Here is a 23086-nt window from a genome sequence, read left to right on the forward strand (position 1 = left end):
CTTTTTTTAGGTGGGAAGGGCCGAATTGCATTTGTCTAAAATCAGAAAAACGGCTGCGACAATCATTTCTTCTGTGGTGGACAGCCAGATGTCGCTGATCATTTCGTCTGTCGTATGAGCAGTCATCCACAAAAACAGCAGCTGTACGATGCCGGCTAGAAGAATGAATAAGTGTTTGTCTGTCTTGAAAAATGTAAAGCTATGTATCATCAGGCGTTCAAATGGTTCTAAGAATAGGCCGAGGACAAGAAATAACAGGGCAAAAAGCAGGACGTGAGCCGCTGAGCGGTAGCTCGTTCCTGCTATGGAAAACAATATATAGATGACGGCAAAATAGGTCAACACCACTGCCGCCGCGGCCAAAAAGTATTTTATAGAGAGCCGCAATAATCGATTTGAAGACATTTGATGTTTCACTGGTTCATCTCCTTATAAAGGCCTGCAGAGAACGAGCGCTCTCTGCAGGCCGGCAGTTTTTTATTTACTGCATTTCTTTTTCACAACCGGATGTTTTTCTTTTGAAAGGATATCGGTAAAGTCTTTGCCTAATTCAAGATGCTGTTGAACAAGTGTCTCAGGAAGCATGGCAAGCCATTGGTTTAAAGATATATCGGCATAATGGTCGTCTTTGAAGATCTCTAAAAAGACAAGCGGTTCATCTCCAGTGTTTTCAACATAATGCCCCATTGCAAACGGAACATATCCGACATCACCGGCTTGGTAGTCGAACGTTCTCGCATGGCCGTCAGATGCAAAAACGGTCATTCTTGCTTGGCCGGAGATGTAGTATTGCCACTCGTGCGTATTCGGATGCCAGTGCAGTTCTCTCATAGCGCCGGGTTCCACCGTAACGAGTGCGGATGCGATCGTTTTAGACACTTTGAAGTTTGCTGAATCTGCAATGTATACTTTTCCTCCCTCTGATTCAATTGGCTCTTGCTCAAGAAGACGATGGGTAAACGGATAAGGCGCTTCACCGTTCGGCCCTTCTACAATGTCATCTTTCAAATTTCCTGGGACAGGCTCTTCAAATATATATTTCTCTTCGCCTGGAAAATTGGAAATATCTTCTTTTGTTACGCCAAAGTTCGCAGCAATGACTTCCATAGGTGTATGGGCAAGCCAGTCTGTCAGCTGGAACGTGCTGTTTTCAGAGAATGATCCATCGTCAAACACGAGCAGGAACTCAGCTCCTTCATCCAGCGCTTGAATAGAGTGCGGCAGGCCTGACGGGAAGTACCAAAGATCTCCTTCGCCTACATCATCAATAAAGCTGCGCCCTTGTTCATCCACAATCGTGACTCTTGCACGTCCGTAAATCATATAAGCCCATTCTGCTTCCTTATGCCAATGCAGCTCGCGAATGGCGCCAGGTTTCAGCCGCATATTGACAGATGCGAGGTTTTCTGAAATCGGCAGCTCACGTACGGTGACTTCACGGGCATATCCGCCTTTTTCTAATCGGTTGTGAGTATCAGAGAACGAAAACTTCATATTGCTTACGGTACCATGATCAGTCTCCGGCGGAACGAGCATATCAGGATTTTGGCGGTCTTTTTCAATATTGCGCGGGATTTTTACTGTTGCTCCTTTGTCTCCTCTGATTGGCTGCGGAATGTCGTTTTGTTTTTTCATGAAATGTTTCCTCCCTTAATTTAAATGCGATAGCAGAAAGAGAAGGTGAAAGGCCTTTCGTTTTCCCTTCTGTCTTGTTAAGTGAAAAAAAACAGTGAAAAGTCAACTTCGATTGAAAATTAATTTTTTGCTTTCTGATCTTTTAGTTCTGTCATCAGTTCGATAAGCTGATCAAACTTTTTCTCAAATCGGGTCAGCAGGTACATTGCAATCAGCGCAGGGAATCCCAGATTGCCGATCTGTTTTACAACTTCCTCTATAAAAACCTGATCCATGGAAAATACCTCCCTTCTTTTTTTGAAGTCATGTATGTAAGTGAAGGAAATCCAAGAAAACGTAAACTCGCGGCTGGCGTATTTAAGACAAGCGCTAGTCAGAAAGTAGTAGTTTACTTTTTTTTGCTTTCCTTCATTTAATTTAGTAGGGAGGCGGTTTGATGGACTATCAAGGTCTTTTGCGATCAAAATGTAAGGAGATAATGAAGCATCCCATCGTGAAGCATTTTTTGAGTAATCCTCAGCATTACCGTTTGTTCAAAAACGTAATGGAAAGCCCGAACGAAAAAGATGCAAAATCATTGGACGAGCAATTTAAACAATTTTATAAGGAAATCCGCATCGTCAAGTATATGAATTCAATGATTCGCATCTTTTCTATTGATTTTGATAAGCGGGTTCGCAAAAACCAAAAACGGTATCCGCTGACGGTCGATCATCCGGAAACGGGAGATCGGCTTCCTTCCGAAACAGGAAGCGATGCGTTTGAAGCATTTTTAGATATGCAGGATGACTTGAGCCAGCATGTTCATGATTATCAGCTCTACCAAGCGATCCAGAAGCTGACTGACAAACAAAAAAGCGTGCTGACGAAAGTCTATCTTCACGGTGCCACGATGCAAGAGATTGCCGATTCATTAGGGGAGTCACGGCAAAACATCTCCAACATTCATAAAAAAGGGCTTGAGAATATCAGAAAACAGCTAGCGGCTCAAAAAAAGGGGGAAAGTAAGCTGTGAACGGCGAGTTTGAACAAAAGAACCAAAAAGACGATAAATTTGACATTGAACATCTGATTGAATGCTTTTCACCGATGATCAGAAAAAAACTCAGCAATACGTCCTATCAAGAAAGAGAAGATTTAGAGCAAGAGCTGAAGATCAAAATGTTTGAAAAGGCTGATATGCTTTTGTGTCAGGACGTTCCGGGGTTTTGGGAGTTTATTTTGTATATGGTAGACGAGAACTCATAACCATTTATCATCTGAAAATACGAGAAACGGGAACTGCCACGTTCCCGTTTTCTGCTTCTCCTACCCTGGCAAGACGCCTTCTATTCAAAAATGCACCAAAAATAAACGATATAATGATAAGATGAAAAAAACAGTGACAGAAAGGAACATAAAAGTGGAAAATGCGTCAATTTTAATCGTAGACGATGAGAAAGCGATTGTGGATATGATCAAACGCGTTCTCGAAAAAGAAGGTTATCGAAATTTACTGGATGCGGCAAGCGCAGAAGCAGCGATTCCGGTTGTGAAGGCCAATAAGGTAGATTTGATCGTGCTGGATGTCATGATGGGCGGGATGTCCGGTTTTGAAGCCTGCACGCTGATCAGAGAGTATTCAGAGGCTCCGATTTTTTTCCTGACGGCAAGATCATCCGACGCGGACAAATTGTCGGGCTTTGCGGTTGGGGCTGATGACTATATCACAAAACCATTTAATCCGCTGGAATTAGCGGCGCGAATCAGAGCCCACCTCAAGCGCACATACCAGTCGAAAGAAACAAGTTCAAATCAAACCTATACATATGATTATTTTACATTTTCTCCGCAAAATGCCGAGCTGATTGTAGGCGGAAGTGCCGTCGCTTGTTCAGCCCAGCTTTTGCAGCTTTTGCAGTATTTTTGTGAACACCCTAATGTGGTGCTTTCTAAGGATCAAATTTATGAAAAAGTGTGGGGCTATCCTTCCTATGGCGACAACAACACCGTCATGGTTCATATTCGCAAGCTCAGGGAAAAAATTGAGCGCGATCCGAGCAATCCGGAGTATATTGTAACGGTTCGCGGTCTAGGATACCGTTTTATCCCTAATCCTGAAGGCAAGCGGTCATGAGGTTAAGATGGAAATTTTTGTTTCACTTTTTCGGGCAGATGCTGATTGTGATCCTGCTGCTCACGGTTATGCTGGTTGCATCGTTTTTCTATTTAGATTCGCGCTTTAGCGATGCGGAATCCAATTCAGGGCTGACGAAGGCAACGACCGACACACTTGAGGCATATCTCGATGTAAACGAAGACGGGGCATGGGAAGTGGATAATTTTCTGAAGAAATCTGTCGATAAACAGGACGGATGGATGCAAATCATTGATTCCAAAGGGAAAACCGCTTATTCCTACAGTGTGCCTAAAGACGTGCCAAACACCCATACCAAAAAAGAGCTTCTATCTATTTATAAAACCAAAAAGCTTAATCAGTATAAGGTGAATTATTGGGCCATCAATATTGAAGACAAGTCGTACCTTTTGTTATCAGGCTGGAAATTAAAGAGCGAACAGCTGCTGGCTTCCATTGGAAAACGCGAACAAAAAATAGACGTTCCAGCACATTATAAGCCGAGTACCATCGACTATATTAAAAAGGAAAAAGGTGCCATTTATCTATTAGACAGCAATGGAAACATCCTTGACAGCGTCAACAGCACAAAAAGTGAAAGAAAAACGATGAACCAGCTGGAGCTGCTCAAATACAGCTCCAAACCTTGGAACTATAAGCGGGAAATTTCTGTTAAGATCCTTGATCAAGACAGATGGATGGTTGCTACGGTGCCGAACCCTGTCTACGTCACCGATCAGGAGTTTAACAAATCATTTCTGAAGGTTGTTCTAAAGGCGATGTTTTTGATCATGGGTGTTCTGTTCCTGTATATCATTTGGATGACAGTTTGGTATATGTTCCGATTCGGGCTGCCGATTTTTCACACGATTAAATGGCTGGTCAACCTATCAAAAGGGAAGCTTGAGGAACCGAAAAACCGGAGCGGCCTTCCTGTCAGCAAAAACAAAAAGGGGAAAATCAAACAGCCGTATCGCTTCTTCGGTGAGATTTTTGAATCCATGGATCAGCTGACTGAAACGCTGAGACGGGATAAGAGAAATAGAGAAAAAATCCAGGCGACAAGGGAAGAATGGATTGCCGGTTTGTCGCACGATTTAAAAACACCGCTCAGCAGCATTTACGGCTACAGCATGATGCTTGAGTCTAAGCAATATGACTGGTCGCCGGAGGAAGTGAAAGAAATGGGGCAGGTTGTCAGAGAAAAATCTGAATACATGTCCAAGCTGATTGAAGACTTAAATTTAACGTATCGGCTGAAAAATGATGCCCTTCCAATAGAGAGAAATCTGACAAGCTTGATCCCGTTTTTTAAAAACGTTATTGAGGATTTTAAGAAAAATCCGTTTTCTGAAGGGTATGATATCTCCTTTGTATCCAAAGAAGAGCATATTGAATTTGCGCTTGATGAAGGGTGGTTCAGGCGTATATTAGAAAACCTCCTTGGAAATGCGGTGAAGCACAACGACAAAGGAACAGAGATTCAGGTCATTCTGGAACAAACTAAAAATCATATTTCGTTGAAGGTTAAGGACAACGGGAAGGGAATGGATGAAGAAACGATCACCCATTTGTTTAACCGTTACTACAGGGGGACGAACACAAAAGATTCATCTGCCGGAACGGGCCTCGGACTCGCCATTGCCAAGGAACTTGTCCATCTGCATAACGGGACGATTCACGTGAACAGCAGAATGAACATTGGAACGGTCATTACCATCCTTTTTAAAAAGCAATAAACATGTGGTTTGACCGCCTCTTTGACGGGAATAACAATATATAGTCTTAAGCTAAAGAGGTGTAACACATGGATGCAGTATTGGAAGCAGACACTCGGGCAGTCATTGGTGAAGGCCCGTTATGTGATGAAGAAAACAGCCGTTTATATTGGGTTGATATCTTAGGGAGCGAGCTCCACATCTTCGACTCTGAAGAAAAAATCAACCGGTCGATCAAATTCAAGTCCTTTGTGACGGCGCTTGCGAAATATTCCAAGGATGAACTGATGATGACGATGAAGGACGGATTTTACCTGTATCATCTTCAGGATGACAGCTTGGAAAAGATCAAACAGCCGAAGGATATGGATGAGAGCCTGCGTTTTAATGACGCGAAATGTGATCCGTGCGGAAGGCTTTGGGCGGGGACGACGAGCATGGAAGGCGAACAAAAACGGGCCTCGCTATACCGTTTGGATCAAGACAGCAGTCTTGTCAAAATCAAAGATCAAGTCTCCACCTCGAACGGTTTGGATTGGGACCGCGAGCGGAATTTAATGTATTACATCGACACGCCGACTCAGGAAATTGTTCGCTACAGGTTTGATCCTGAAAGCGGAAATGTCTCGAATCCAGAACCTGTCTATCGTTTTGATCAATCAGAAGGATTGCCGGACGGCATGACAATCGACCAAAATGGCATGCTGTGGGTGGCGCTGTTTGGCGGCAGCCGCGTTGTTCACATTGACCCGTTTCAGAAGAAAGAAATCGGTTCAATCAGCGTTCCGGCTAAATATGTCACGTGCTGCGCGTTCGGCGGCAGAGACTTAAAAACCCTTTACATCACAACGGCAACGGAACAAATGACAGAAACAGAAAGATACGAGCAGCCTCACGCGGGAGGACTGTTTTCAGCAAAACTGGAAACAGGCGGATACCAGCCCGTTCCATTCGCTGGAGACGTATAAAAAAACGCATCCGAAACATGGATGCGTTTTTGGCATATTAGAGAGAACGGATAATGCCGCCTTCTACACGCTGTGCCGTACCGTTAATGGCGGATGCGGCGCCAGATGCGAGAAATACGATCGTGTTGGCGACTTCTTCTGCTGTCGCGTATCGCTGAATAAGAGAAGTCGGCTCATTGACTTTGAAATAGTCTTTGATGAATGTATCTGTATCCTGGCCGGCTGCCTGTGCGGCGCCCTCCATGTAGGATGCTACGCCCTCTGTCCAAGTAGGTCCCGGAAGCACTGAGTTGACCGTCACATTCGTGCCTTTGGTCATTTCAGCCATTCCTCTTGAAAGGCTGATCAGCGCCGTTTTTGTCATTGAGTACGGAATCATCGTTGGAAGCGGTTTGATGCCTGCTTCACTTGCGATATTTAAAATGCGGCCGCTGTTTTTGGCAAGCATTTTTGGAAGGAAGTGGCGGCTTGTCCGAACCGCGCTCATCACGTTCACTTCAAAATATTGATTCCACTCTTCATCTGTCACATCCGCAAAGTCTTTTACCTCGAAGAAACCAAGGTTGTTGACAAGGATATCGACATCACCGATTTCATTTACTTTTTCAATAAAAGCCGCTGCTTCATCTGTTTTTGACAAATCAGCAGCCACGCCATGCACCGTTCCGTATCCAGAAAGCTCTTCAACCGTGCGATTGACAGTCTCCTGTTTGCGTCCGTTGACAATGACTGCCGCACCCTCTTGCAGAAAGCTTTTTGCCGCGGCTTTCCCGATGCCGGAAGTCGAGCCGGTGATGATGACAAGTTTGTCTTTTAGCTGTAAATCCATAAGATCATTCCTTTTCATTGATGATGGTATAAAGTATACAAGAACACATTTAGTGTTTACGAGGATTTTGCTCCCATACACATAGCGGGGAAAAGTCATTCAGGACACATATACAAGCCTATCAGTCATATAGTATAATTACTCCGAAAAAAGGATACGAATGTCAAATAGGTGCCGGTCCGTGAACAACAGCCGGCTTAATAGGGAAACCGGTAAAAGCCGGTGCGGTCCCGCCACTGTAATTGGCCATAGCGCCAAGAGCCAGGATACCTGCCTGTTTGATCAGCACGAAGTCTGCGAGGACAGATGATGTGTAAACAATAGGCTTTTTTGTGTTGTTTACAGCATCTTTACCATCGTAGAGATGCTTTTTTTAGTTTACTTAGGAGGAAAGATGATGAAAAAACTAGCCGGAATATGGACTGCGCTTCTGCTGGCTGCCGTTATGATAGCAGGCTGCGGCAATACGGCAGATCAGAAGGATTCCAAGGCAAAACAAAAGACGGAAGCGTTTCCTGTCACCATTGATGATGCATCAAATCAAGATGTGACCATCAAAAAGGAGCCGGAAACGATTGTTTCATTAATGCCGAGCAACACAGAAATCACATACGCTCTCGGTCTTGGTGAAAAAGTGGTCGGTGTCACCACAAACGATACATATCCAAAGGAAGTCAAAAAGGTTGAGAAGGTCGGAGATATGAATGTGAACGTTGAGAAAGTCATTTCTCTAAAGCCGGATCTCGTTCTTGCCCACGAGTCTTCCATGTCAGCTTCAGCGGATGCCATCAAACAGCTGAAGGACGCGGGCATCACCGTGCTGACTGTCAATGATGCGCAATCATTTTCCGAGGTCTACAAATCAATTGAAATGATCGGAGAAGCTGCCGGGTCAGAGAAAAAAGCTGACCAGCTCGTGAAAAGCATGAAATCAGATTTGCAGGATATTCAAGAAAAAGCGAAAACCATATCAAAAGACGAGGAGAAAAGCGTATTTATCGAGGTTTCTCCTGCTCCCGACATTTACACAACCGGAAAAGACACGTTTATGAATGAAATGCTCAATGTCATCCATGCTAAAAACGCAGCAGCGAACCAAACAGGCTGGGTGCAGATGACAGACGAGGCGATTGTAAAACTCAATCCTGATGCTATCGTTACAACAGACGGAGTGAAAGCGAAAGCAGTGGAAAAACGCGCCGGCTGGAGCGAAATCAATGCTGTGAAACATCATCGCGTGTATGATGTGGATCCTGATCTCGTGACACGTTCCGGTCCCCGTCTGATCGAAGGGGTCGAAGAACTTGCGGAAAGCATTTATCCGGATACGTTTAAGGAATAATCGTTTTGCCGCATATGTCATCGGTTTTTCATTTTTAGCCGTAAGCATCATCTTGGGAATTTCTTGCGGCAGCCTGCAAATTCCTATTTCCGCTATCCTTCGTGTCTTCTGGCATGAAGGCTTCGGCGGCTCTATCGGCCCTGATGACCCGATGTACACAAATATTATGATGAATATCAGACTGCCGAGAGTTGTGCTGGCCGCCCTTGTGGGGGCGGCTCTTTCTATCGCGGGGGCTGCTTTTCAGGGGCTGTTGAAAAATCCGCTTGCTGATCCCTACACGCTCGGTGTTTCATCCGGTGCTTCAGTCGGAGCGGTTGTGACCCTGTTCTTCGGCCTGCAGCTTCCTGTCATCGGAGGGTTTACACTCCCGGTTGTGAGTGTGGCCGCGGCACTTGCCACGATTGCGGCGGTTCTTTCCTTCAGCCGCCTCGTTCATGCTTCGATGTCTGTCTCTACCCTCATTTTGACTGGAGTCATCATCAACTCATTTTTGGGTGCGTTTATTTCTCTTATCATTGCCCTGACAGGAGACAACCTGCTGCCGATTGTGCATTGGCTGCTAGGCAGCGTCTCGATGAGAGGCTGGGGCTATGTTGTTCTGTTCCTCCCGTTTTTTCTTTTGGGAACCATTTTACTGATCATTAACGGAAGAGAGCTGAACGTGATGACATATGGAGAAGACAAAGCAAAGCTTCTCGGGGTCAGCGTTCAGCGGAGAAAAATGCTGATTTTAATAGCGGGCTCTTTTTTGACGGGAAGCGCTGTGGCTGTGTCCGGCACGATCGGCTTTGTCGGTCTTGTCATTCCGCATATCACAAGGCTTTTGTGGGGCACGGACCATCGGCATTTACTGCCGCTGTCCGCTTTGCTCGGAGCAGGTTTTCTTGTTTTGGCCGATCTGCTTTCCAGAACGATTATCGAGCCGGTTGAACTGCCGATTGGGATCATTACGTCCCTGGCGGGGGCGCCTGTTTTCGCCCTTATTTTAATTCGGCAGCACCGCGGGGGGAGGAGCTTATGATAAAAGCAGAAGGGCTGTCGGGGGGCTATGGAGACACCGAGCTGATCGACAATGTCAGCTTAACAGTGGAGAAGGGTGAATTTCTCGGTATTCTCGGCCCTAATGGAAGCGGAAAAACTACGCTTTTGAACTTGCTGACAGGTACGCTGCGGGCTAAGGAGGGCAGCGTTTATCTGGCTGGCAAACCGCTGGCTGACTATAAACCGAAGGAACTGGCGCAAATGATGGCCGTCCTGCCGCAAAAAACGGATCAAGCCTTTACCTTTACCGTCAAAGAAACTGTAGCCTTCGGCAGATATCCATTTCAAACAGGGCTGTTCAGACAGCAGACTGACAAGGATGAAGCCATTGTACAGGAAGCAATGGAGCAAACAGGAGTGGCCGCTTTTGCGCAAAAATCGATCCGTGATCTAAGCGGAGGGGAACAGCAGCGGGTGTATTTGGCCCAAGCTTTGGCGCAGCAGCCGCGCATTTTATTTTTGGACGAGCCGACCAATTTTCTCGACCTGGCTTATCAAAAAGACCTGCTTGATCTCATCAAACGCCTGACAAGAGAAAATGGATTGGCGGCTGTCAGCGTTTTTCATGATCTGAACACCGCGAGCCTGTACTGTGATAAGCTCTTGTTTATGAAAAACGGTACAGCCGTACCTAAGCAAAAACCGGAATATGCTGTTACAGAACATCACATAAAGGCGGTGTACGATACAGATGTCACCGCCTTGGTTCATCACAACTCACCTAAGCCGATGATTGCGATTCAGCCTGAACAAAACAGCGTGAAGCATAAACCTATCCCATTTGAAGCTTTGCTCCAAGCGGGGTGCGATGACATTCTTCTGCAGACAGAAATTCCGCTTCGTACCCTGTCCTCCGCGCCTGTCGGTGCAGGGTTTTCATGGAGCAGGACACTGATCCATAAACTGCTGACGGTTCAGGCAGATCCTATCGAAGAGCTTACAGCCTGCCTAGCGGAAAACGGTTTTCATCTGCCGGAAACCTGTGCGATGGTTTCTTCGGAAAAGCTTGACCGTATTGTATATCGAACGTATGCGGATGGAGAATTATCTGTTTTCATTTGCGTCATGACGGGCTTTTCGATATGGATTTTGATCAACGGCTATGCGGCAGATCAATTCTTTGTCAAAGCTCTTATGGCTGCCGAAGCAGAACGGGTGAAAGTGTTAGGGGACAGACGGGCAGAGGGGGATATTCTCATCGCTGCGACACAAGCTCGTCAATCTGAAAACATAGATAAGCGGCTCGACCAATTGATACAGATCGGAACAGCTGAATGTGTAAAAGAAGCGGCAGAGCTGTTTGAATAAGTCTGCAAAGGAGACATATGTATGAAACTATATACAAAAACAGGCGATAAGGGACAAACGAGCCTAGTTGGAGGCAGAACGGACAAGGACAGCCTTCGCGTCGAAAGCTACGGCACGATTGACGAACTGAACAGCTTTGTTGGGCTTGCTTTGGCAGAGCTTTCCGGGCAGCCCGGCTTTGAAGATTTGACAGCCGAGCTGCTGAACATCCAGCATGAGCTGTTTGACTGCGGAGGCGATCTGGCGATAGTCACAGAAAGAAAAGACTATAAACTAACGGGAGAATCCGTTTCCTTCTTAGAAAAGCGCATTGATGCCTATACAGCAGAAGCGCCAGAGCTGAAGAAATTTATTCTTCCGGGCGGATCGAAGGGGGCTTCGCTTCTCCATGCGGCGCGCACCATTACAAGGCGGGCGGAACGCCGAGTGGTATCACTGATGAAATCAGAGCAGATTCATGAAACAGTGCTGCGTTATCTGAATCGGCTGTCCGATTATTTCTTTGCCGCCGCCCGTGTAGTGAATGTGAGAAGCGGCATTGCCGATGTAGAATATGAAAGAAGTGCTATTGTATTTCGGGACCGAAACAGCAGCGAATCATAAAAAGAAAAAACGAAAGCCGGCGCGTTTCCATACATGCCGGCTTTTTTGTTTTTCATTCTGTCAATTACCCATTTTACGACAAAAAATGAACCTTATGAATTATTGACTGAAAAATGGAAAAGTGAGATATTGAAACAAATAGATGTAAAAAATAGGCAGTAGGGGGCTCTGATAGATGGTGAATTTAATTGAAAGTGATAGCATCTGGAAGAGAAATTTTAATTATCTTTTTTTCTCAAGAATAGTCAAGATATCCGGCGATATGTTCGCATTTAATTCGATATTATGGTTTTTAATTTATGACGGCAAAGGCGCGATCGGCACTGCATTATTGATTGCTGTCACTTTTTTGCCGGAAGCTGTGCTGGCGCCTGTGACGGGCCCTTTGATGAAGCAGAACACGCTGAAATTTTGGATGTACTTTTCAGACCTGACTAGGGCAGTGGTTGTCTTGATTATTCCTCTTTGTCATTTTGCGGGCTTTTCTCCGCTGTGGTTTGTCATGTCGCTTATGATTGTGCATTCTGCTACAGGGGCTGCCTACAATCCCGCCTCCATAGCTTTAATTCCCCAAATTGTAAATGAACAGGGCATTCAAAAAGCAAACGCTGTGCTGCAGTCCTCGGCTCAAATTGTCCGGCTCGGAGCTGTCACGTTATGCGGCGCTTTTCTTACATTTATCAGCCCTTCTTATACGATGCTTATCGCACTTGTTCTCTATTTGGTTTCTGGCTTTCTCGTCCTTTTCATTAAATATACTGCGGTTGAATCTCAATCAGAGTCTGCTGCCGTTACGCAGAGAGGCACATATATGGGCAGGCTGAAACGCGGGTTTACACTCGTCAGAAAACATCAGATTTTATATCCGCTCGCCATTTACTGTATCTTTATGAATTTCGCGGCTGCCCCTTGGGAAGCGCTCTCAGCCGTTTACGTTGCGGAAGATTTAAACGGTCAGCCGATCGTTTACTCGCTTTTAAAGGCCACTACTGCCGCAGGCGCGTTTTTATTGGGATTTGTGCTGGCGAAAGTCAAAGTAAACAGGTACGGTCTGCTATTCGTAACTGCCGGCATTATTGAAGGATTTGCTTTCTTTATTACCGGGATGAATACCTTTTTGCCGCTCGTCTTTCTCGCTGCGTTTACCTTTGGCGCCGCAGTCAGTGCTGTAAATGTTCCTGAGTACACGATTATCCAGACATCTGTGGATAGTGAGGATCAGCCGCAGGTCTACGCCGTTATACATATGATCTCAAATATTTCCATCCCTGCCGGAGCTGTCATTTGCGGGTATGCTGCTAACGCTTTTGGGTCAGGAACTGTAATCGCTGTCGGAGGGGTTGTCGAAATTATCGCGGGTATCGGCATTTTGCTTTTTACAAAGCTGGCCAAAGCAGAACAGGCCGACCTGATCAAAGAAAGAGAAGCAAGTGTTCATCTATAAGGGTTTTGAAACGCCATGCCTCGTGCATGGCGTTTTTTTGTGTCCATAGGTCTGGCACGAGATACGACTCCGGTCTTATATAAAAATCAATCTCTGATTCGTTTTGCGCAAATGCTAATTTGTTTAAGATGAAGACAAGGAAAACGAAAGGAGGATCTGCATGAAGATAAACAAGAGAACAATAGGCGGATTCTTATTAATTGTATTTGGGATCTCCGTCTTTTTTGGAGGAGGAAGCTTCGGCTTTATCATCCCGCTCGCCATCGGGAGCATAATGACATACGCAGGAATCAAAAGATTTGCTGCAGGAAAAACCATCACAGGAATTATCTTGGGCGGTATCGGAGCGATCATGCTCATATGTTCACTTCCGTTTGTCGTCGGAATTGCGCTGGCGGCCGCTATGGTGTATTACGGCTGGAAGCTCATGAAAAACGGATCAGCTGATAACGGTGTGTCATCTTTTGATCCGGAACCGGCTTCGGCTGCCTACCAATCTCATTTTGATGACGAATGGGAAGAATTTTTGAAGAAAAAATAATATCAGCATATGAGGAGGAATCAGGTATGGTATTAAAAAGAATCAGAGACATGTTTGTTGCGTCAGTTCATGAAGGTCTTGATAAAATGGAGAATCCAAAGGTGATGCTCAATCAATATGTCCGTGATATGGAAAGTGACATCGCAAAAGCAAAACAAACAATTGTAAAACAGCACACGATTACCTATCAATTTAAGAAAAAATATGAAGAAGCAGCTGAGGTGGCTGGAAAACGCAAAAATCAGGCACAGCTCGCATTTGACGCAGGTGAAGAAGAACTGGCGAAAAAGGCACTGACTGAAATGAAATATTTAGAAGGGAAGGCGGCTGAGCATAAAGTGTCCTATGAACAAGCCAACAGTCAGCTGGCGGATCTGAAAGAACAGCTGGCTGCACTTGAAACAAAGCTGCAGGACGTAAAGGATAAAAAACAAGCGCTGATTGCCCGGGCCAATGCCGCGAAAGCAAAAGAGCATATGAATACGACGTTTGACAAGATTGACAGCGAAAGCGCGTATCGTGAATTTTTACGCATTGAAAATCGTATTGAGGAAATGGAAATCCGCGCGAATTATTCAAAGTCAGCAGAAGCCGGCACAGAACTCACACGCAAAGAATTCGCTGATGATGTGGAAGCGGAGATTGAGAACATGCGGGCGCTCTCGCTGCAAAAACAAGACCAGACACCACAAGCAGCAAATGAATAAGCGGGACGGGGAAGGGTTTGCGGACAAGTCCTTCCCTTCCGCATGTACAATTCACAAGCTTTTCTTTTATAATAGAATGAATGAGAAGGATGAAATCGAATGAAAAAAGTGCTGGGCAAACTGTTGATCATGGCTGGTATTCTTATATTTTTCGGCGTCGTGGTAAAAGACGTGTTTGCTGCGGGCTTGGGGTTCGTAAGCGGCACTGAAGCCGATTCAGCCAGCGCATCGCCGGGGGATATCGACAGCGTGGTCATTGAGTCGGATCACAAGAATGTCCGGATCATAGAGGAAGAACGAAATGACATATCGGCAGGTATCTCAGGAAAATCGGGAAAGTTATTTGTCACTGAAAGCAAAAGGAAACTGGAGCTGACCGCAAAGGAAAAAGAATTTCAACTTTTGAATGGGTTTAACCGTTCTTTCCTTGTCGTCCGGATTCCATATGATTATAAAGGTGATCTGACGGTGCGGACCTCAAGCGGGGACATATCTGTGGACGGGAATCAGCATCTTGCGCTTATTGAGCTGAACGCAGCATCTGCGAGCGGAGATATGAGAGTGACGGATGTCCGCCTTCAAGACATGAAAGTAAAGGGATCGTCCGGCGATGTCACCATTTCCAATACGGTCTCCAAAACAGCCGGCATTGATTTAGCTTCAGGAGACGCGAATCTGGCTGATGTATCAGGCTCTCTTGATGTGAAGCTGACTTCAGGAAACTTAGATGCCGCACTGAAAAAGGTATCAGGTCCTGTATCTGTCACGCTGACAAGCGGTGATGCTGATCTGAGCCTTCCCGAAAACGGCAGCTTTACAGTCAAGGCTAAATCAGCGAGCGGGAGCGTCAGTTCGCCGTATTCATTTGCTGATACAGCACATAAAGATCATCATCACATTACAGGCTCGCAAGGAAGCGGCCGGCATCCAATTGATATCAAAACGGACAGCGGGGATCTAGTGATACGGTAGCACCAGGCAGAAGAAAGGAGGCGGACACCAGGAATGACAAAAAAACAGCTTCTCGGATTGATCATTGCTTTATTCGGCATCAGTATGTTTTTACAAATTATCGGAATAGGCGATCTGCTGTTTTGGCCGCTCTTTTTTCTGATTGCCGGCTATTTTTTGAAAAAATATTCCCGTGATTGGCTCGGCTCCGTCATGTACATCTTTGCCGCGTTTTTATTTTTGAAAAACCTCTTCAGCATCACCTTTAATTTATTCGGTTATGCGTTTGCCGCATTTCTGATTTACGCCGGGTACAGGCTTGTCAAAGGAAAGCCGATATTCGAACCGAATGAGAAACGGGTCGATCTCAATAAAAAAGAACGGCATGAGCCGGCAAAAGATGATAAACATCCCGACATGCGCAGCTTTTTTATCGGAGAGCTGCAAATGATGAAGCAGCCGTTTGACCTGAATGATCTCAATATCTCTGGTTTTATCGGTGATATTAAAATCGACTTGTCTAAAGCGATGATTCCCGAGGGAGAAAGTACAATTGTCATTAGCGGAGTCATTGGAAACGTTGATATTTATGTGCCATCAGACCTTGATGTGGCTGTCAGCTCGGCCGTTTTTATCGGTGATATCAATCTGATCGGCTCGAAGAAAAGCGGATTAAGCACGAAGGTTTATGCCGCGTCATCCGATTTCAGCGAGTCAAAGCGCCGGATCAAAGTGTCCGTTTCCTTATTTATCGGTGATGTGGATGTGAAGTACGTATGAGAAAAAAACTGCTTGCCAGTCTCCAGTGGCGTGCCATCCGTATGACTACGGGTATCAGTCTGCTCCTTTTTGCCTGCATGATCTCCTTTATGATGGTTTATTATCGGCTCGATCCGCTTGTTTTACTGTCGTCAAGCTGGTTTGGAATTCCGTTTATCCTGATATTGCTGCTGATCAGTGTGACGGTTGGCTTTGCCTCAGGGTATATGTACGGCAACCGGATGAAGACAAGGGTTGATACCTTGGTCGAATCGATTTTAACCTTTGAAAACGGCAATTTCGCTTATCGAATACCGCCGCTTGGAGATGATGAAATCGGCCTGGCCGCCGATCAGCTGAATGAAATGGCGAAGCGCGTGGAGCTTCAAGTCGCTTCCTTGCAGAAACTTTCCAATGAACGTGCGGAATGGCAGGCGCAAATGAAGAAGTCAGTCATCTCAGAAGAACGCCAGCGATTGGCAAGAGATCTTCATGACGCAGTCAGCCAGCAGCTTTTTGCCATATCGATGATGACATCGGCTGTGTTGGAACACGTCAAAGATGCTGACGGTAAAACAGTCAAGCGGATCAAAATGGTCGAGCATATGGCGGGGGAAGCCCAAAATGAAATGAGGGCCCTGCTGCTCCATTTAAGGCCTGTTACCTTAGAAGGGAAAGGGCTGAAGGAGGGGCTTACGGAGCTTTTGGACGAGTTCCGGAAGAAACAGACGCTTGAAATTGAGTGGGATATTCAGGACACCCCGATATCCAAGGGTGTTGAAGACCATTTGTTCAGAATCGTGCAGGAGGCTCTTTCAAATGTATTTAGGCATTCAAAAGCCTCAAAAGTATCCGTGATTCTCGGCTTAAAGAATAATCAGCTCCGGCTCAAGGTCATTGATAATGGACAAGGCTTTAAAATGAATCAGGTGAAAGCATCCTCATACGGCTTAAACTCTATGAAAGAACGTGCAAGTGAAATCGGCGGGGTCGCCGAAGTGATCTCAGTCGAAGGAAAAGGCACACAAATCGAAGTGAAGGTTCCGATTTTCCCGGAAGAAAAAGGAGAGAACGAACGTGATTCGAGTATTATTGATTGATGATCATGAAATGGTGAGAATGGGGCTCGCGGCTTTTTTGGAGGCGCAGCCCGATATTGAAGTCATCGGCGAAGCGGCTGATGGCAGCGAAGGCGTGCGGCTTGCTGCTGAACTGTCGCCAGATGTCATTTTAATGGATCTTGTCATGGAGGGCATGGATGGCATTGAAGCCACAAAGCGAATTTGCCGGGAGCTCCCAGATCCGAAAATTATTGTGCTCACGAGCTTCATTGATGATGACAAAGTGTACCCGGTCATTGAAGCGGGCGCGCTCAGCTATCTATTGAAAACCTCAAAAGCGGCGGAAATCGCCGATGCCATCCGCGCCGCAAACAAGGGAGAGCCGATGCTGGAATCAAAAGTGGCGGGGAAAGTATTATCCCGGCTGCGCCACTCAGGTGAACACGCGCTCCCGCATGAATCACTGACAAAACGGGAGCTTGAAATTCTCTGCCTGGTCGCAGAAGGAAAAACAAACAAAGAAATTGGCGAGGAACTGTTTATCACTATTAAAACAGTCAAAACCCATATCACCAATATGTTATCAAAACTCGATGTCAGTGACAGGACGCAAGCGGCCGTTTACGCGCATCGTCATCACCTCGTAAAATAGGTCATCTGTTATTTGGTCGCTCCTTTTGTCCCGAAGTCTCTGATCACCACATTGACCTTGTACTCGATTTCAGCCTTTGCAAAATAGTCATCCCATTTGGTTGAAATCTTTTTCCACTTGTGCGGATAATGGATTCTGACTTCGTTTCCTAAGTCGGTAGGATCGGCTTTTATATCCTTTTGTAGTGTGTTTACAAATCCCGTGACTGTTTTGTGTAACCTTTTAGCGAGGGTGTTTTCAATTTCTTTAATATATGAATCCTTAAATGAATCTTCTTTCGGGTTCCAATCCTCAGACAGCCGGCCTTCGATGTTGCGGGTGACAGTGAATTTGAACGTTCCATCTTTGTACGCTGTCTTGATCTTTCGATTGCTTGAATAGACCTCATAAGAAAAGAAGTAGCCGTCATGCTTCAAGTCGATGACACCGCCTTTGACTGTACCGGTAAATAAGTTCATGTTTTGCACCTGGCCCGGTGTTAAGTCCGCGTGCCATAGTCGATCTTTGATGATGGATGCCCCGGTAATCGCAAGTTTGCCGTTTTCTTTGCCGACATGAGGAATTGCAAAAGTATCGTCAGAGGTCAAGTGTGCTGAGACCTCTCCTAATGTAACGGGATCCATCATTCTGATCGTCACACTGTTATTCTCTGTCAGCTCATAAATAACATTGGATGCTGGATTTCCCTCATCAGTCATCTTCAGCAGATCTTTCGTTTTGCCGTCAGCGACAAACATATACGAGCTCCTTCTTGTACCATTGTCTCTTACAAATTGATTAATGAGCGCGTCCATTCCTGTATGACCGTCAAGTAACTCTTTTGACAGCATAATAACACGCAAATGCTGAGAAAAAGTAGGGGAGTTTTTCAATGCGGAAGTCCTCAGTATTTGATGAACGGTTTCCCCCTTTGTTGATACGAGTTTAGTCGGATCTGAGGATGAGCCTTCTTTCGTGCTGATTTTTTTAGGAACAAGAATTTGCTGTGTCAGCTCCAAATTCTTATCTTTCGGTTTGTCCAGACCTTCACCGACGATAAGGCTTAATTCCTCAATGTTCCTGCTGTCCCAGCAGCCGGTAAGCAGAAGGGTGCACACGAAAGCAATTAGAACGCTTTTTATCATTTTTCTGTTAGCCTCCTTTTGAGCGCAACGATCAAAAACAGTATAAAGGGCAGTAAAAACAGAAAGACGAAAGTGTATCCGAGGTAATCGCTATACATCATGACCTGATTGGTGTCGCGCGGCCACAGGGAAAAATAATAGGTAACCGCACCGACAAGAATCAATCCTTTTTTGATAGATAAGCCAAACGTCTTTTTTAACCCGCTTGCAGCGAAATAACCGTAAATGACGAAGGTTGCGAAAAATTGAATGATCCAAACGATCAGTAAAAACGATTCAAACCGTTCGATGAATATGCCTTTTAGCTCAAAGGACTGAAAGAGAGAAATGGTGGGCCAGATTAACGTTTTAACCTCAGGCACAGTCAAAGCTCCGACAACAATGATGTACGTAATGATATATAAAGTAATCGGAATGAGTAATCCAATCGTCGCGTATCTGAATGTATATTTCCTTTTCTTCATATGCTCAGGAAGAAAAAGCATAATTTCCACCCCTAAAAAGGAGATGGAAACGATAGTAAGTGAATTGGCAATCGGAGCGAAGCCTTCGCCTAGTACCGGGCGTAAATTATTGATATCAAAAATTTTAAAACTGATACCGAATACAATCAGCAAAATAATGATCGTAACCATTAAATAAAACGGAAACAGCCGTGATACATCACTCAGGCCGCCGATCATTAAATAAATCCCGCAGCAGATAAACGTAATAATAATAATTTGAATCGGCGTTCTCTCTAACAGGAAAAATTTAACGATTTCGGCCATTGCCCGGGCTTCAAAGCTGGCCACACCAATAAAATAACAGCAAATCAAAAGGCCGATGATGCTGCCAATCCATTTCCCAAGCCCTTCCCGCAAATACTCAAACAGAGAAGGGTATTGATGTTTTTTTTGAATGAGCGTATTTAAATAAATAAAAAAGATAAAAAAGGCACCTTCTAATATCAGCACGATCCAGCCGTCAGGAGTATTCGCCTTAGTGGTCAGCGCTCGCGGCAATGTTAAAAGACCGGCCCCGAGCATCGTATTCGCTATAATTGAAATTCCTTGGAAAGTATTAAGTTTCAGTGGAGTCTGTTTTTGGCTCATTTGGATTATTCGCCTCTTTTGGTTTGTTTTTAATTGGGAGACGGATAATGGAATCATCCGTATTTTTCAAACTGAAGAATCCGTTTGGAGAAAAATACGGAGATCCAAAGCTCGTTTGTCTCGTTAGGTGCGTATAAATCACAAGCATAAATAAAATAATCCCGTACAGCCCGAGCATAGCGGCGGAAAACATCGAAATAAAACGCAGCACCCGGAAAGAAAGCCCCATTCCGTATTGGGGAACGGTAAATGATGAAAGGGCAATGACGCTGACAACGATGACCATAATCGAACTGACGAGATTCGCCTCTACAGCCGCCTGTCCGATGACAACGCCCCCGACAAGACCGATCGTTTGGCCAAGCGGATTCGGGAGGCGCAGCCCGGCTTCTCTCAGAAGCTCGATCGTCACTTCCATCAGCAGGGCTTCGAATATCGGCGGAAACGGCACGTTCTCCCTGTTTGCCGAAATCGTGACAGCAAGCGCTGTCGGGAGCAGCCCTTGGTGGAAGGACACGAGTGCGATATAAATCGATGACAAAAACAAGGTGATGAAGATAGAAGCGAAACGCAGCAATCGGATAAGAGATGCTGAGATCCAACGCTCATAGTAGTCATCCGGAGATTGCATCAGTACACCGAGAGAAACTGGGACCAGCAGCACAAATGGTGAACTGTCGACCAAAATGGCCACCCGGCCGTTATATAGGGCAGACGATACCTTGTCAGGTCTTTCCGTATTTTGAATCTGCGGAAACGGCGAATATTTATTATCTTCTATGATCTCCTCAAGCGTTCCGCTGTCCTGGATATCCTCCAGCTGGACATTTTTAAGCCGCGCTTTTACTTCTTTGATGACGGACTTTTTTGCTCTGCCTTCAATGTACATAATGGCCGCAGGCTTCAGCTCGTTTTTGCCGATCATGATTTTTTTAGTGGTTAATTTCGGATGAGAGGTTCTTTGTCTGATCAGAGCGAGATTTGTATTGAGATCTTCCACAAACGCAACTTTTGGTCCGCGAACCACTTTTTCAGTTGTCGGCTCTGCCAGGCTTCTTGTTTTTTTCTTTCCTGTAGATAGAATATAGACATGATCCAATCCGTTAATAAATACAGCACAATTGCCGCTAAGAATAGACTTGACCGTTTTTTCCGCGGTTTTAACCGGTCTTGCGTCAAGCTGGTCAAGACGTTTTTTGACCTGATCAAGCGTGAGGGTCTCTTCATCTTTGATTAAGGTTTGCATCGATTCTGAAACCTGCTGCTGATCATTCAGTTCACTAAAATAGAGATAGTAAAAAACAAGCCCGTTGGAGAGCATTTTTTTGTTTTTTACGAGATCATCGTTTTCTTTTAATTTAGGAAGCACCAATGCTAAATTATCGTGTATATATTCCTTAAACTCTGTTTGTTCCAACGAGGTCACCTCTTGTCCAAAACCTTAGTAGAGGTTATCTTTTCCTGTTAAATAAATGATATACTGTGTTACAGTATTTCATGGAAGAAGTTTTTTTATGAAAGCGGAGGATACGAAGTGGCGCAGGTAAGACTTGCAGGAAAACAAGAAGAAATCGAACAGCTCATCAAATCTTTTGAAAAGCATTATGATGTCTCTTATACATCAAAGGAGTACGGCAGGACGAATCCGAAGTACAAATATTCAAAGGATTCCCGCGTATATCTCGAATTAAAATTAAAATCAGCCAAGATCGAAAAATAAAAAGGATTTTTTGTGTCACTGGCGAATTATGATCTATTGAAGCAACCGTTATGGAGGGATACATAAATGGAATACAGAATTGAACGAGACACCATGGGAGAAGTAAAAGTTCCAGCTGATAAATTTTGGGGCGCCCAAACACAGCGAAGCAAGGAGAACTTCAAGATCGGTTTTGAAAAAATGCCGATGCGTGTTGTGAAGGCGTTTGCAATATTAAAACGAAGCACAGCGCTCGCGAATAAACGCCTCGGCAATCTGGATGCGGAAAAAGCGGAAGCGATTGCAGCGGTTTGTGATGATGTGCTCAAAGGCAAATATGATGACAACTTCCCGCTTGTCGTATGGCAGACAGGAAGCGGCACACAAAGCAATATGAACATGAATGAAGTGGTAGCCAACCGCGCGACTGCTCTATTAAAAGAAAAGAATTCAGATCAAACGATTCATCCAAATGATGATGTGAACCGCAGCCAAAGCTCCAACGACACATTCCCGACAGCGATGCATGTTGCCGCTGTTTTGGCTGTTTACGAGCAGCTTGTGCCTGCGCTTGACCAGCTTCGCAATACATTGGATGAAAAAGCGAAAGCATACAACGATATTGTCAAAATCGGGCGCACGCACCTTCAGGATGCTACGCCTCTGACGCTCGGACAGGAAATCAGCGGATGGGTTTACATGCTGGATCGTTCGAAGGAAATGATGTTGGAAGCGACAGAAAAAATGCGTGCGCTGGCAATCGGGGGAACGGCTGTCGGAACGGGAATCAACGCTCACCCAGAGTTTGGAGAGCTTGTCTCAGAAGAGATCACAAAACTGACCGGCCAAACGTTCACCAGCTCGCCGAATAAATTCCACGCGCTGACAAGCCATGACGAAATCACTTATGCACATGGCGCATTAAAAGCGCTTGCGGCTGACTTAATGAAAATCGCGAACGATGTCAGATGGCTTGCGAGCGGACCTCGCTGCGGCATCGGGGAGATTGTCATCCCTGAAAATGAACCGGGCAGCTCCATTATGCCTGGTAAAGTCAACCCGACACAAAGTGAAGCATTGACAATGATCGCAGCGCAAATCATGGGGAACGATGCGACAATCGGCTTTGCGGCGAGTCAGGGGAACTTTGAACTGAACGTGTTTAAGCCTGTGATTATTTACAACTTCCTGCAGTCTGTGCAGCTGCTGAGTGACGGCATGAATTCCTTCCATGATAAATGTGCTGTCGGTATTGAGCCTGACAAAGAAACCATTCAGGAAAACCTGTCAAATTCATTAATGCTCGTTACGGCGCTGAATCCGCATATCGGATATGAAAACGCGGCGAAAATCGCCAAACTCGCCCATAAAGAGGGATTGACGCTGAAAGAAGCGGCTTTGAAGCTTGAATTGCTGACAGAGGAGCAATTTAACGAAATGGTTAAGCCGGAAGATATGGTAAAACCAAAGGCGTAATAGAAAGAAAAAAAC

General features: G+C 45.3%; 25 protein-coding genes and 1 riboswitch. Of the genes, 18 read left to right on the forward strand and 7 right to left on the reverse strand.

Annotated elements, in window-relative coordinates:
• Nucleotides 1-6: 6 nt before the first annotated feature.
• From ACMX2I_RS04610 to ACMX2I_RS04620, 3 genes are all read right to left on the reverse strand, one after another.
• The gene (locus tag ACMX2I_RS04610; protein ID WP_087991117.1) at nucleotides 7-417 is read right to left on the reverse strand and encodes a regulatory YrvL family protein; all 411 of its coding nucleotides are present in this window, start codon (nucleotides 415-417) and stop codon (nucleotides 7-9) included.
• A gap of 60 nt (nucleotides 418-477) precedes the next feature.
• Complete coding sequence (oxdC, locus tag ACMX2I_RS04615; RefSeq protein ID WP_414956309.1) at nucleotides 478-1635, reverse strand: oxalate decarboxylase; 1158 nt, start codon at nucleotides 1633-1635, stop codon at nucleotides 478-480.
• Between the two features lie 119 nt (nucleotides 1636-1754).
• A complete protein-coding gene (locus ACMX2I_RS04620) occupies nucleotides 1755-1910 on the reverse strand; it encodes a YvrJ family protein (protein ID WP_003221632.1) in 156 nt (51 codons plus the stop codon).
• Between the two features lie 203 nt (nucleotides 1911-2113).
• On the opposite strand from ACMX2I_RS04620, the gene sigO reads away from it, so the two are divergent.
• The 5 genes from sigO to ACMX2I_RS04645 all read left to right on the forward strand — a co-directional run bounded on the left by sigO (nucleotide 2114) and on the right by ACMX2I_RS04645 (nucleotide 6437).
• A complete protein-coding gene (gene sigO, locus ACMX2I_RS04625; protein WP_202328044.1) occupies nucleotides 2114-2650 on the forward strand; it encodes an RNA polymerase sigma factor SigO in 537 nt (178 codons plus the stop codon).
• Nucleotides 2647-2883, forward strand: coding sequence for a sigma-O factor regulator RsoA (gene rsoA, locus ACMX2I_RS04630; protein WP_148964084.1), 237 nt, complete (start codon nucleotides 2647-2649; stop codon nucleotides 2881-2883). The genes sigO and rsoA overlap by 4 nt, the downstream gene beginning before the upstream one ends.
• A 154-nt stretch (nucleotides 2884-3037) precedes the next feature.
• Nucleotides 3038-3751, forward strand: coding sequence for a two-component system response regulator YvrH (gene yvrH / locus ACMX2I_RS04635; RefSeq protein WP_087991174.1), 714 nt, complete (start codon nucleotides 3038-3040; stop codon nucleotides 3749-3751).
• Complete coding sequence (locus tag ACMX2I_RS04640) at nucleotides 3748-5490, forward strand: sensor histidine kinase (RefSeq protein ID WP_414956310.1); 1743 nt, start codon at nucleotides 3748-3750, stop codon at nucleotides 5488-5490. Before yvrH ends, ACMX2I_RS04640 begins: the two co-directional genes overlap by 4 nt.
• A 68-nt stretch (nucleotides 5491-5558) precedes the next feature.
• The gene (locus ACMX2I_RS04645; protein WP_414956311.1) at nucleotides 5559-6437 is read left to right on the forward strand and encodes an SMP-30/gluconolactonase/LRE family protein; all 879 of its coding nucleotides are present in this window, start codon (nucleotides 5559-5561) and stop codon (nucleotides 6435-6437) included.
• Nucleotides 6438-6474: 37 nt separating this feature from the next.
• On the opposite strand, the gene ACMX2I_RS04650 is transcribed toward ACMX2I_RS04645, so the two are convergent.
• Complete coding sequence (locus ACMX2I_RS04650; RefSeq protein ID WP_414956312.1) at nucleotides 6475-7266, reverse strand: SDR family NAD(P)-dependent oxidoreductase; 792 nt, start codon at nucleotides 7264-7266, stop codon at nucleotides 6475-6477.
• A 152-nt stretch (nucleotides 7267-7418) separates the two neighbouring features.
• Nucleotides 7419-7559, forward strand: a riboswitch (cobalamin riboswitch).
• A 104-nt stretch (nucleotides 7560-7663) separates the two neighbouring features.
• Between ACMX2I_RS04650 and ACMX2I_RS04655 the strand changes: the two genes are divergently transcribed.
• The 11 genes from ACMX2I_RS04655 (at nucleotide 7664) to liaR (ending at nucleotide 17678) form a co-directional block, all read left to right on the forward strand.
• Nucleotides 7664-8608 (forward strand): ABC transporter substrate-binding protein, encoded by a 945-nt coding sequence (locus ACMX2I_RS04655; RefSeq protein WP_414956313.1) that lies wholly within the window; start codon nucleotides 7664-7666, stop codon nucleotides 8606-8608.
• A complete protein-coding gene (locus ACMX2I_RS04660; RefSeq protein ID WP_414956314.1) occupies nucleotides 8571-9632 on the forward strand; it encodes a FecCD family ABC transporter permease in 1062 nt (353 codons plus the stop codon). Before ACMX2I_RS04655 ends, ACMX2I_RS04660 begins: the two co-directional genes overlap by 38 nt.
• The gene (locus ACMX2I_RS04665) at nucleotides 9632-10960 is read left to right on the forward strand and encodes a heme ABC transporter ATP-binding protein (protein ID WP_414958291.1); all 1329 of its coding nucleotides are present in this window, start codon (nucleotides 9632-9634) and stop codon (nucleotides 10958-10960) included. Before ACMX2I_RS04660 ends, ACMX2I_RS04665 begins: the two co-directional genes overlap by 1 nt.
• Before the next feature lie 21 nt (nucleotides 10961-10981).
• Complete coding sequence (locus ACMX2I_RS04670) at nucleotides 10982-11563, forward strand: cob(I)yrinic acid a,c-diamide adenosyltransferase (RefSeq protein ID WP_414956315.1); 582 nt, start codon at nucleotides 10982-10984, stop codon at nucleotides 11561-11563.
• A 175-nt stretch (nucleotides 11564-11738) separates the two neighbouring features.
• Nucleotides 11739-13007 carry an MFS transporter gene (locus tag ACMX2I_RS04675; RefSeq protein ID WP_414956316.1) on the forward strand — a complete coding sequence of 423 codons (1269 nt, stop codon included), beginning with the start codon at nucleotides 11739-11741 and terminating at the stop codon, nucleotides 13005-13007.
• A 160-nt stretch (nucleotides 13008-13167) separates the two neighbouring features.
• Nucleotides 13168-13548 carry a cell envelope stress-induced membrane anchor protein LiaI gene (gene liaI / locus ACMX2I_RS04680; RefSeq protein WP_414956317.1) on the forward strand — a complete coding sequence of 127 codons (381 nt, stop codon included), beginning with the start codon at nucleotides 13168-13170 and terminating at the stop codon, nucleotides 13546-13548.
• Between the two features lie 26 nt (nucleotides 13549-13574).
• A complete protein-coding gene (gene liaH / locus ACMX2I_RS04685) occupies nucleotides 13575-14255 on the forward strand; it encodes a stress responsive protein LiaH (protein ID WP_414956318.1) in 681 nt (226 codons plus the stop codon).
• 99 nt (nucleotides 14256-14354) lie between these two features.
• Nucleotides 14355-15227, forward strand: coding sequence for a DUF4097 domain-containing protein (locus tag ACMX2I_RS04690; protein ID WP_414956319.1), 873 nt, complete (start codon nucleotides 14355-14357; stop codon nucleotides 15225-15227).
• Nucleotides 15228-15260: 33 nt separating this feature from the next.
• On the forward strand, nucleotides 15261-15986 hold the full coding sequence (gene liaF / locus ACMX2I_RS04695) for a LiaRS two-component regulatory system accessory protein LiaF (protein WP_414956320.1): 726 nt from the start codon (nucleotides 15261-15263) through the stop codon (nucleotides 15984-15986).
• Nucleotides 15983-17065: a two-component system sensor histidine kinase LiaS gene (liaS, locus tag ACMX2I_RS04700; protein ID WP_414956321.1), complete on the forward strand. Its 1083-nt coding sequence runs from the start codon at nucleotides 15983-15985 to the stop codon at nucleotides 17063-17065. The genes liaF and liaS overlap by 4 nt, the downstream gene beginning before the upstream one ends.
• On the forward strand, nucleotides 17043-17678 hold the full coding sequence (liaR, locus tag ACMX2I_RS04705) for a two-component system response regulator LiaR (protein ID WP_202328055.1): 636 nt from the start codon (nucleotides 17043-17045) through the stop codon (nucleotides 17676-17678). The genes liaS and liaR overlap by 23 nt, the downstream gene beginning before the upstream one ends.
• An 8-nt stretch (nucleotides 17679-17686) precedes the next feature.
• Here liaR and ACMX2I_RS04710 read toward each other — a convergent pair whose 3' ends face one another.
• Genes ACMX2I_RS04710 through ACMX2I_RS04720 form a run of 3 tightly spaced genes read right to left on the reverse strand, consistent with a single transcriptional unit; the run spans nucleotide 17687 to nucleotide 21313 of the window.
• Nucleotides 17687-18802, reverse strand: a complete 1116-nt coding sequence (locus ACMX2I_RS04710; RefSeq protein WP_414956322.1) for a Ger(x)C family spore germination protein — start codon at nucleotides 18800-18802, stop codon at nucleotides 17687-17689.
• The gene (locus ACMX2I_RS04715) at nucleotides 18799-19896 is read right to left on the reverse strand and encodes a spore germination protein (RefSeq protein ID WP_414956323.1); all 1098 of its coding nucleotides are present in this window, start codon (nucleotides 19894-19896) and stop codon (nucleotides 18799-18801) included. The genes ACMX2I_RS04710 and ACMX2I_RS04715 overlap by 4 nt, the downstream gene beginning before the upstream one ends.
• Nucleotides 19865-21313 (reverse strand): spore germination protein, encoded by a 1449-nt coding sequence (locus ACMX2I_RS04720; protein ID WP_414956324.1) that lies wholly within the window; start codon nucleotides 21311-21313, stop codon nucleotides 19865-19867. The genes ACMX2I_RS04715 and ACMX2I_RS04720 overlap by 32 nt, the downstream gene beginning before the upstream one ends.
• Nucleotides 21314-21430: 117 nt before the next feature.
• Between ACMX2I_RS04720 and ACMX2I_RS04725 the strand changes: the two genes are divergently transcribed.
• Together ACMX2I_RS04725 and fumC are read left to right on the forward strand one after the other, a co-directional pair.
• Nucleotides 21431-21616: a YvzF family protein gene (locus ACMX2I_RS04725; RefSeq protein WP_014115109.1), complete on the forward strand. Its 186-nt coding sequence runs from the start codon at nucleotides 21431-21433 to the stop codon at nucleotides 21614-21616.
• Nucleotides 21617-21682: 66 nt separating this feature from the next.
• Nucleotides 21683-23071 (forward strand): class II fumarate hydratase, encoded by a 1389-nt coding sequence (gene fumC, locus ACMX2I_RS04730; RefSeq protein ID WP_394716397.1) that lies wholly within the window; start codon nucleotides 21683-21685, stop codon nucleotides 23069-23071.
• The last annotated feature ends 15 nt before the right edge of the window (nucleotides 23072-23086 follow it).

The sequence above is a fragment of the Bacillus sp. SW14 genome (assembly GCF_047608225.1).
GTDB classification, from domain to species: Bacteria; Bacillota; Bacilli; order Bacillales; family Bacillaceae; genus Bacillus; species Bacillus subtilis_G.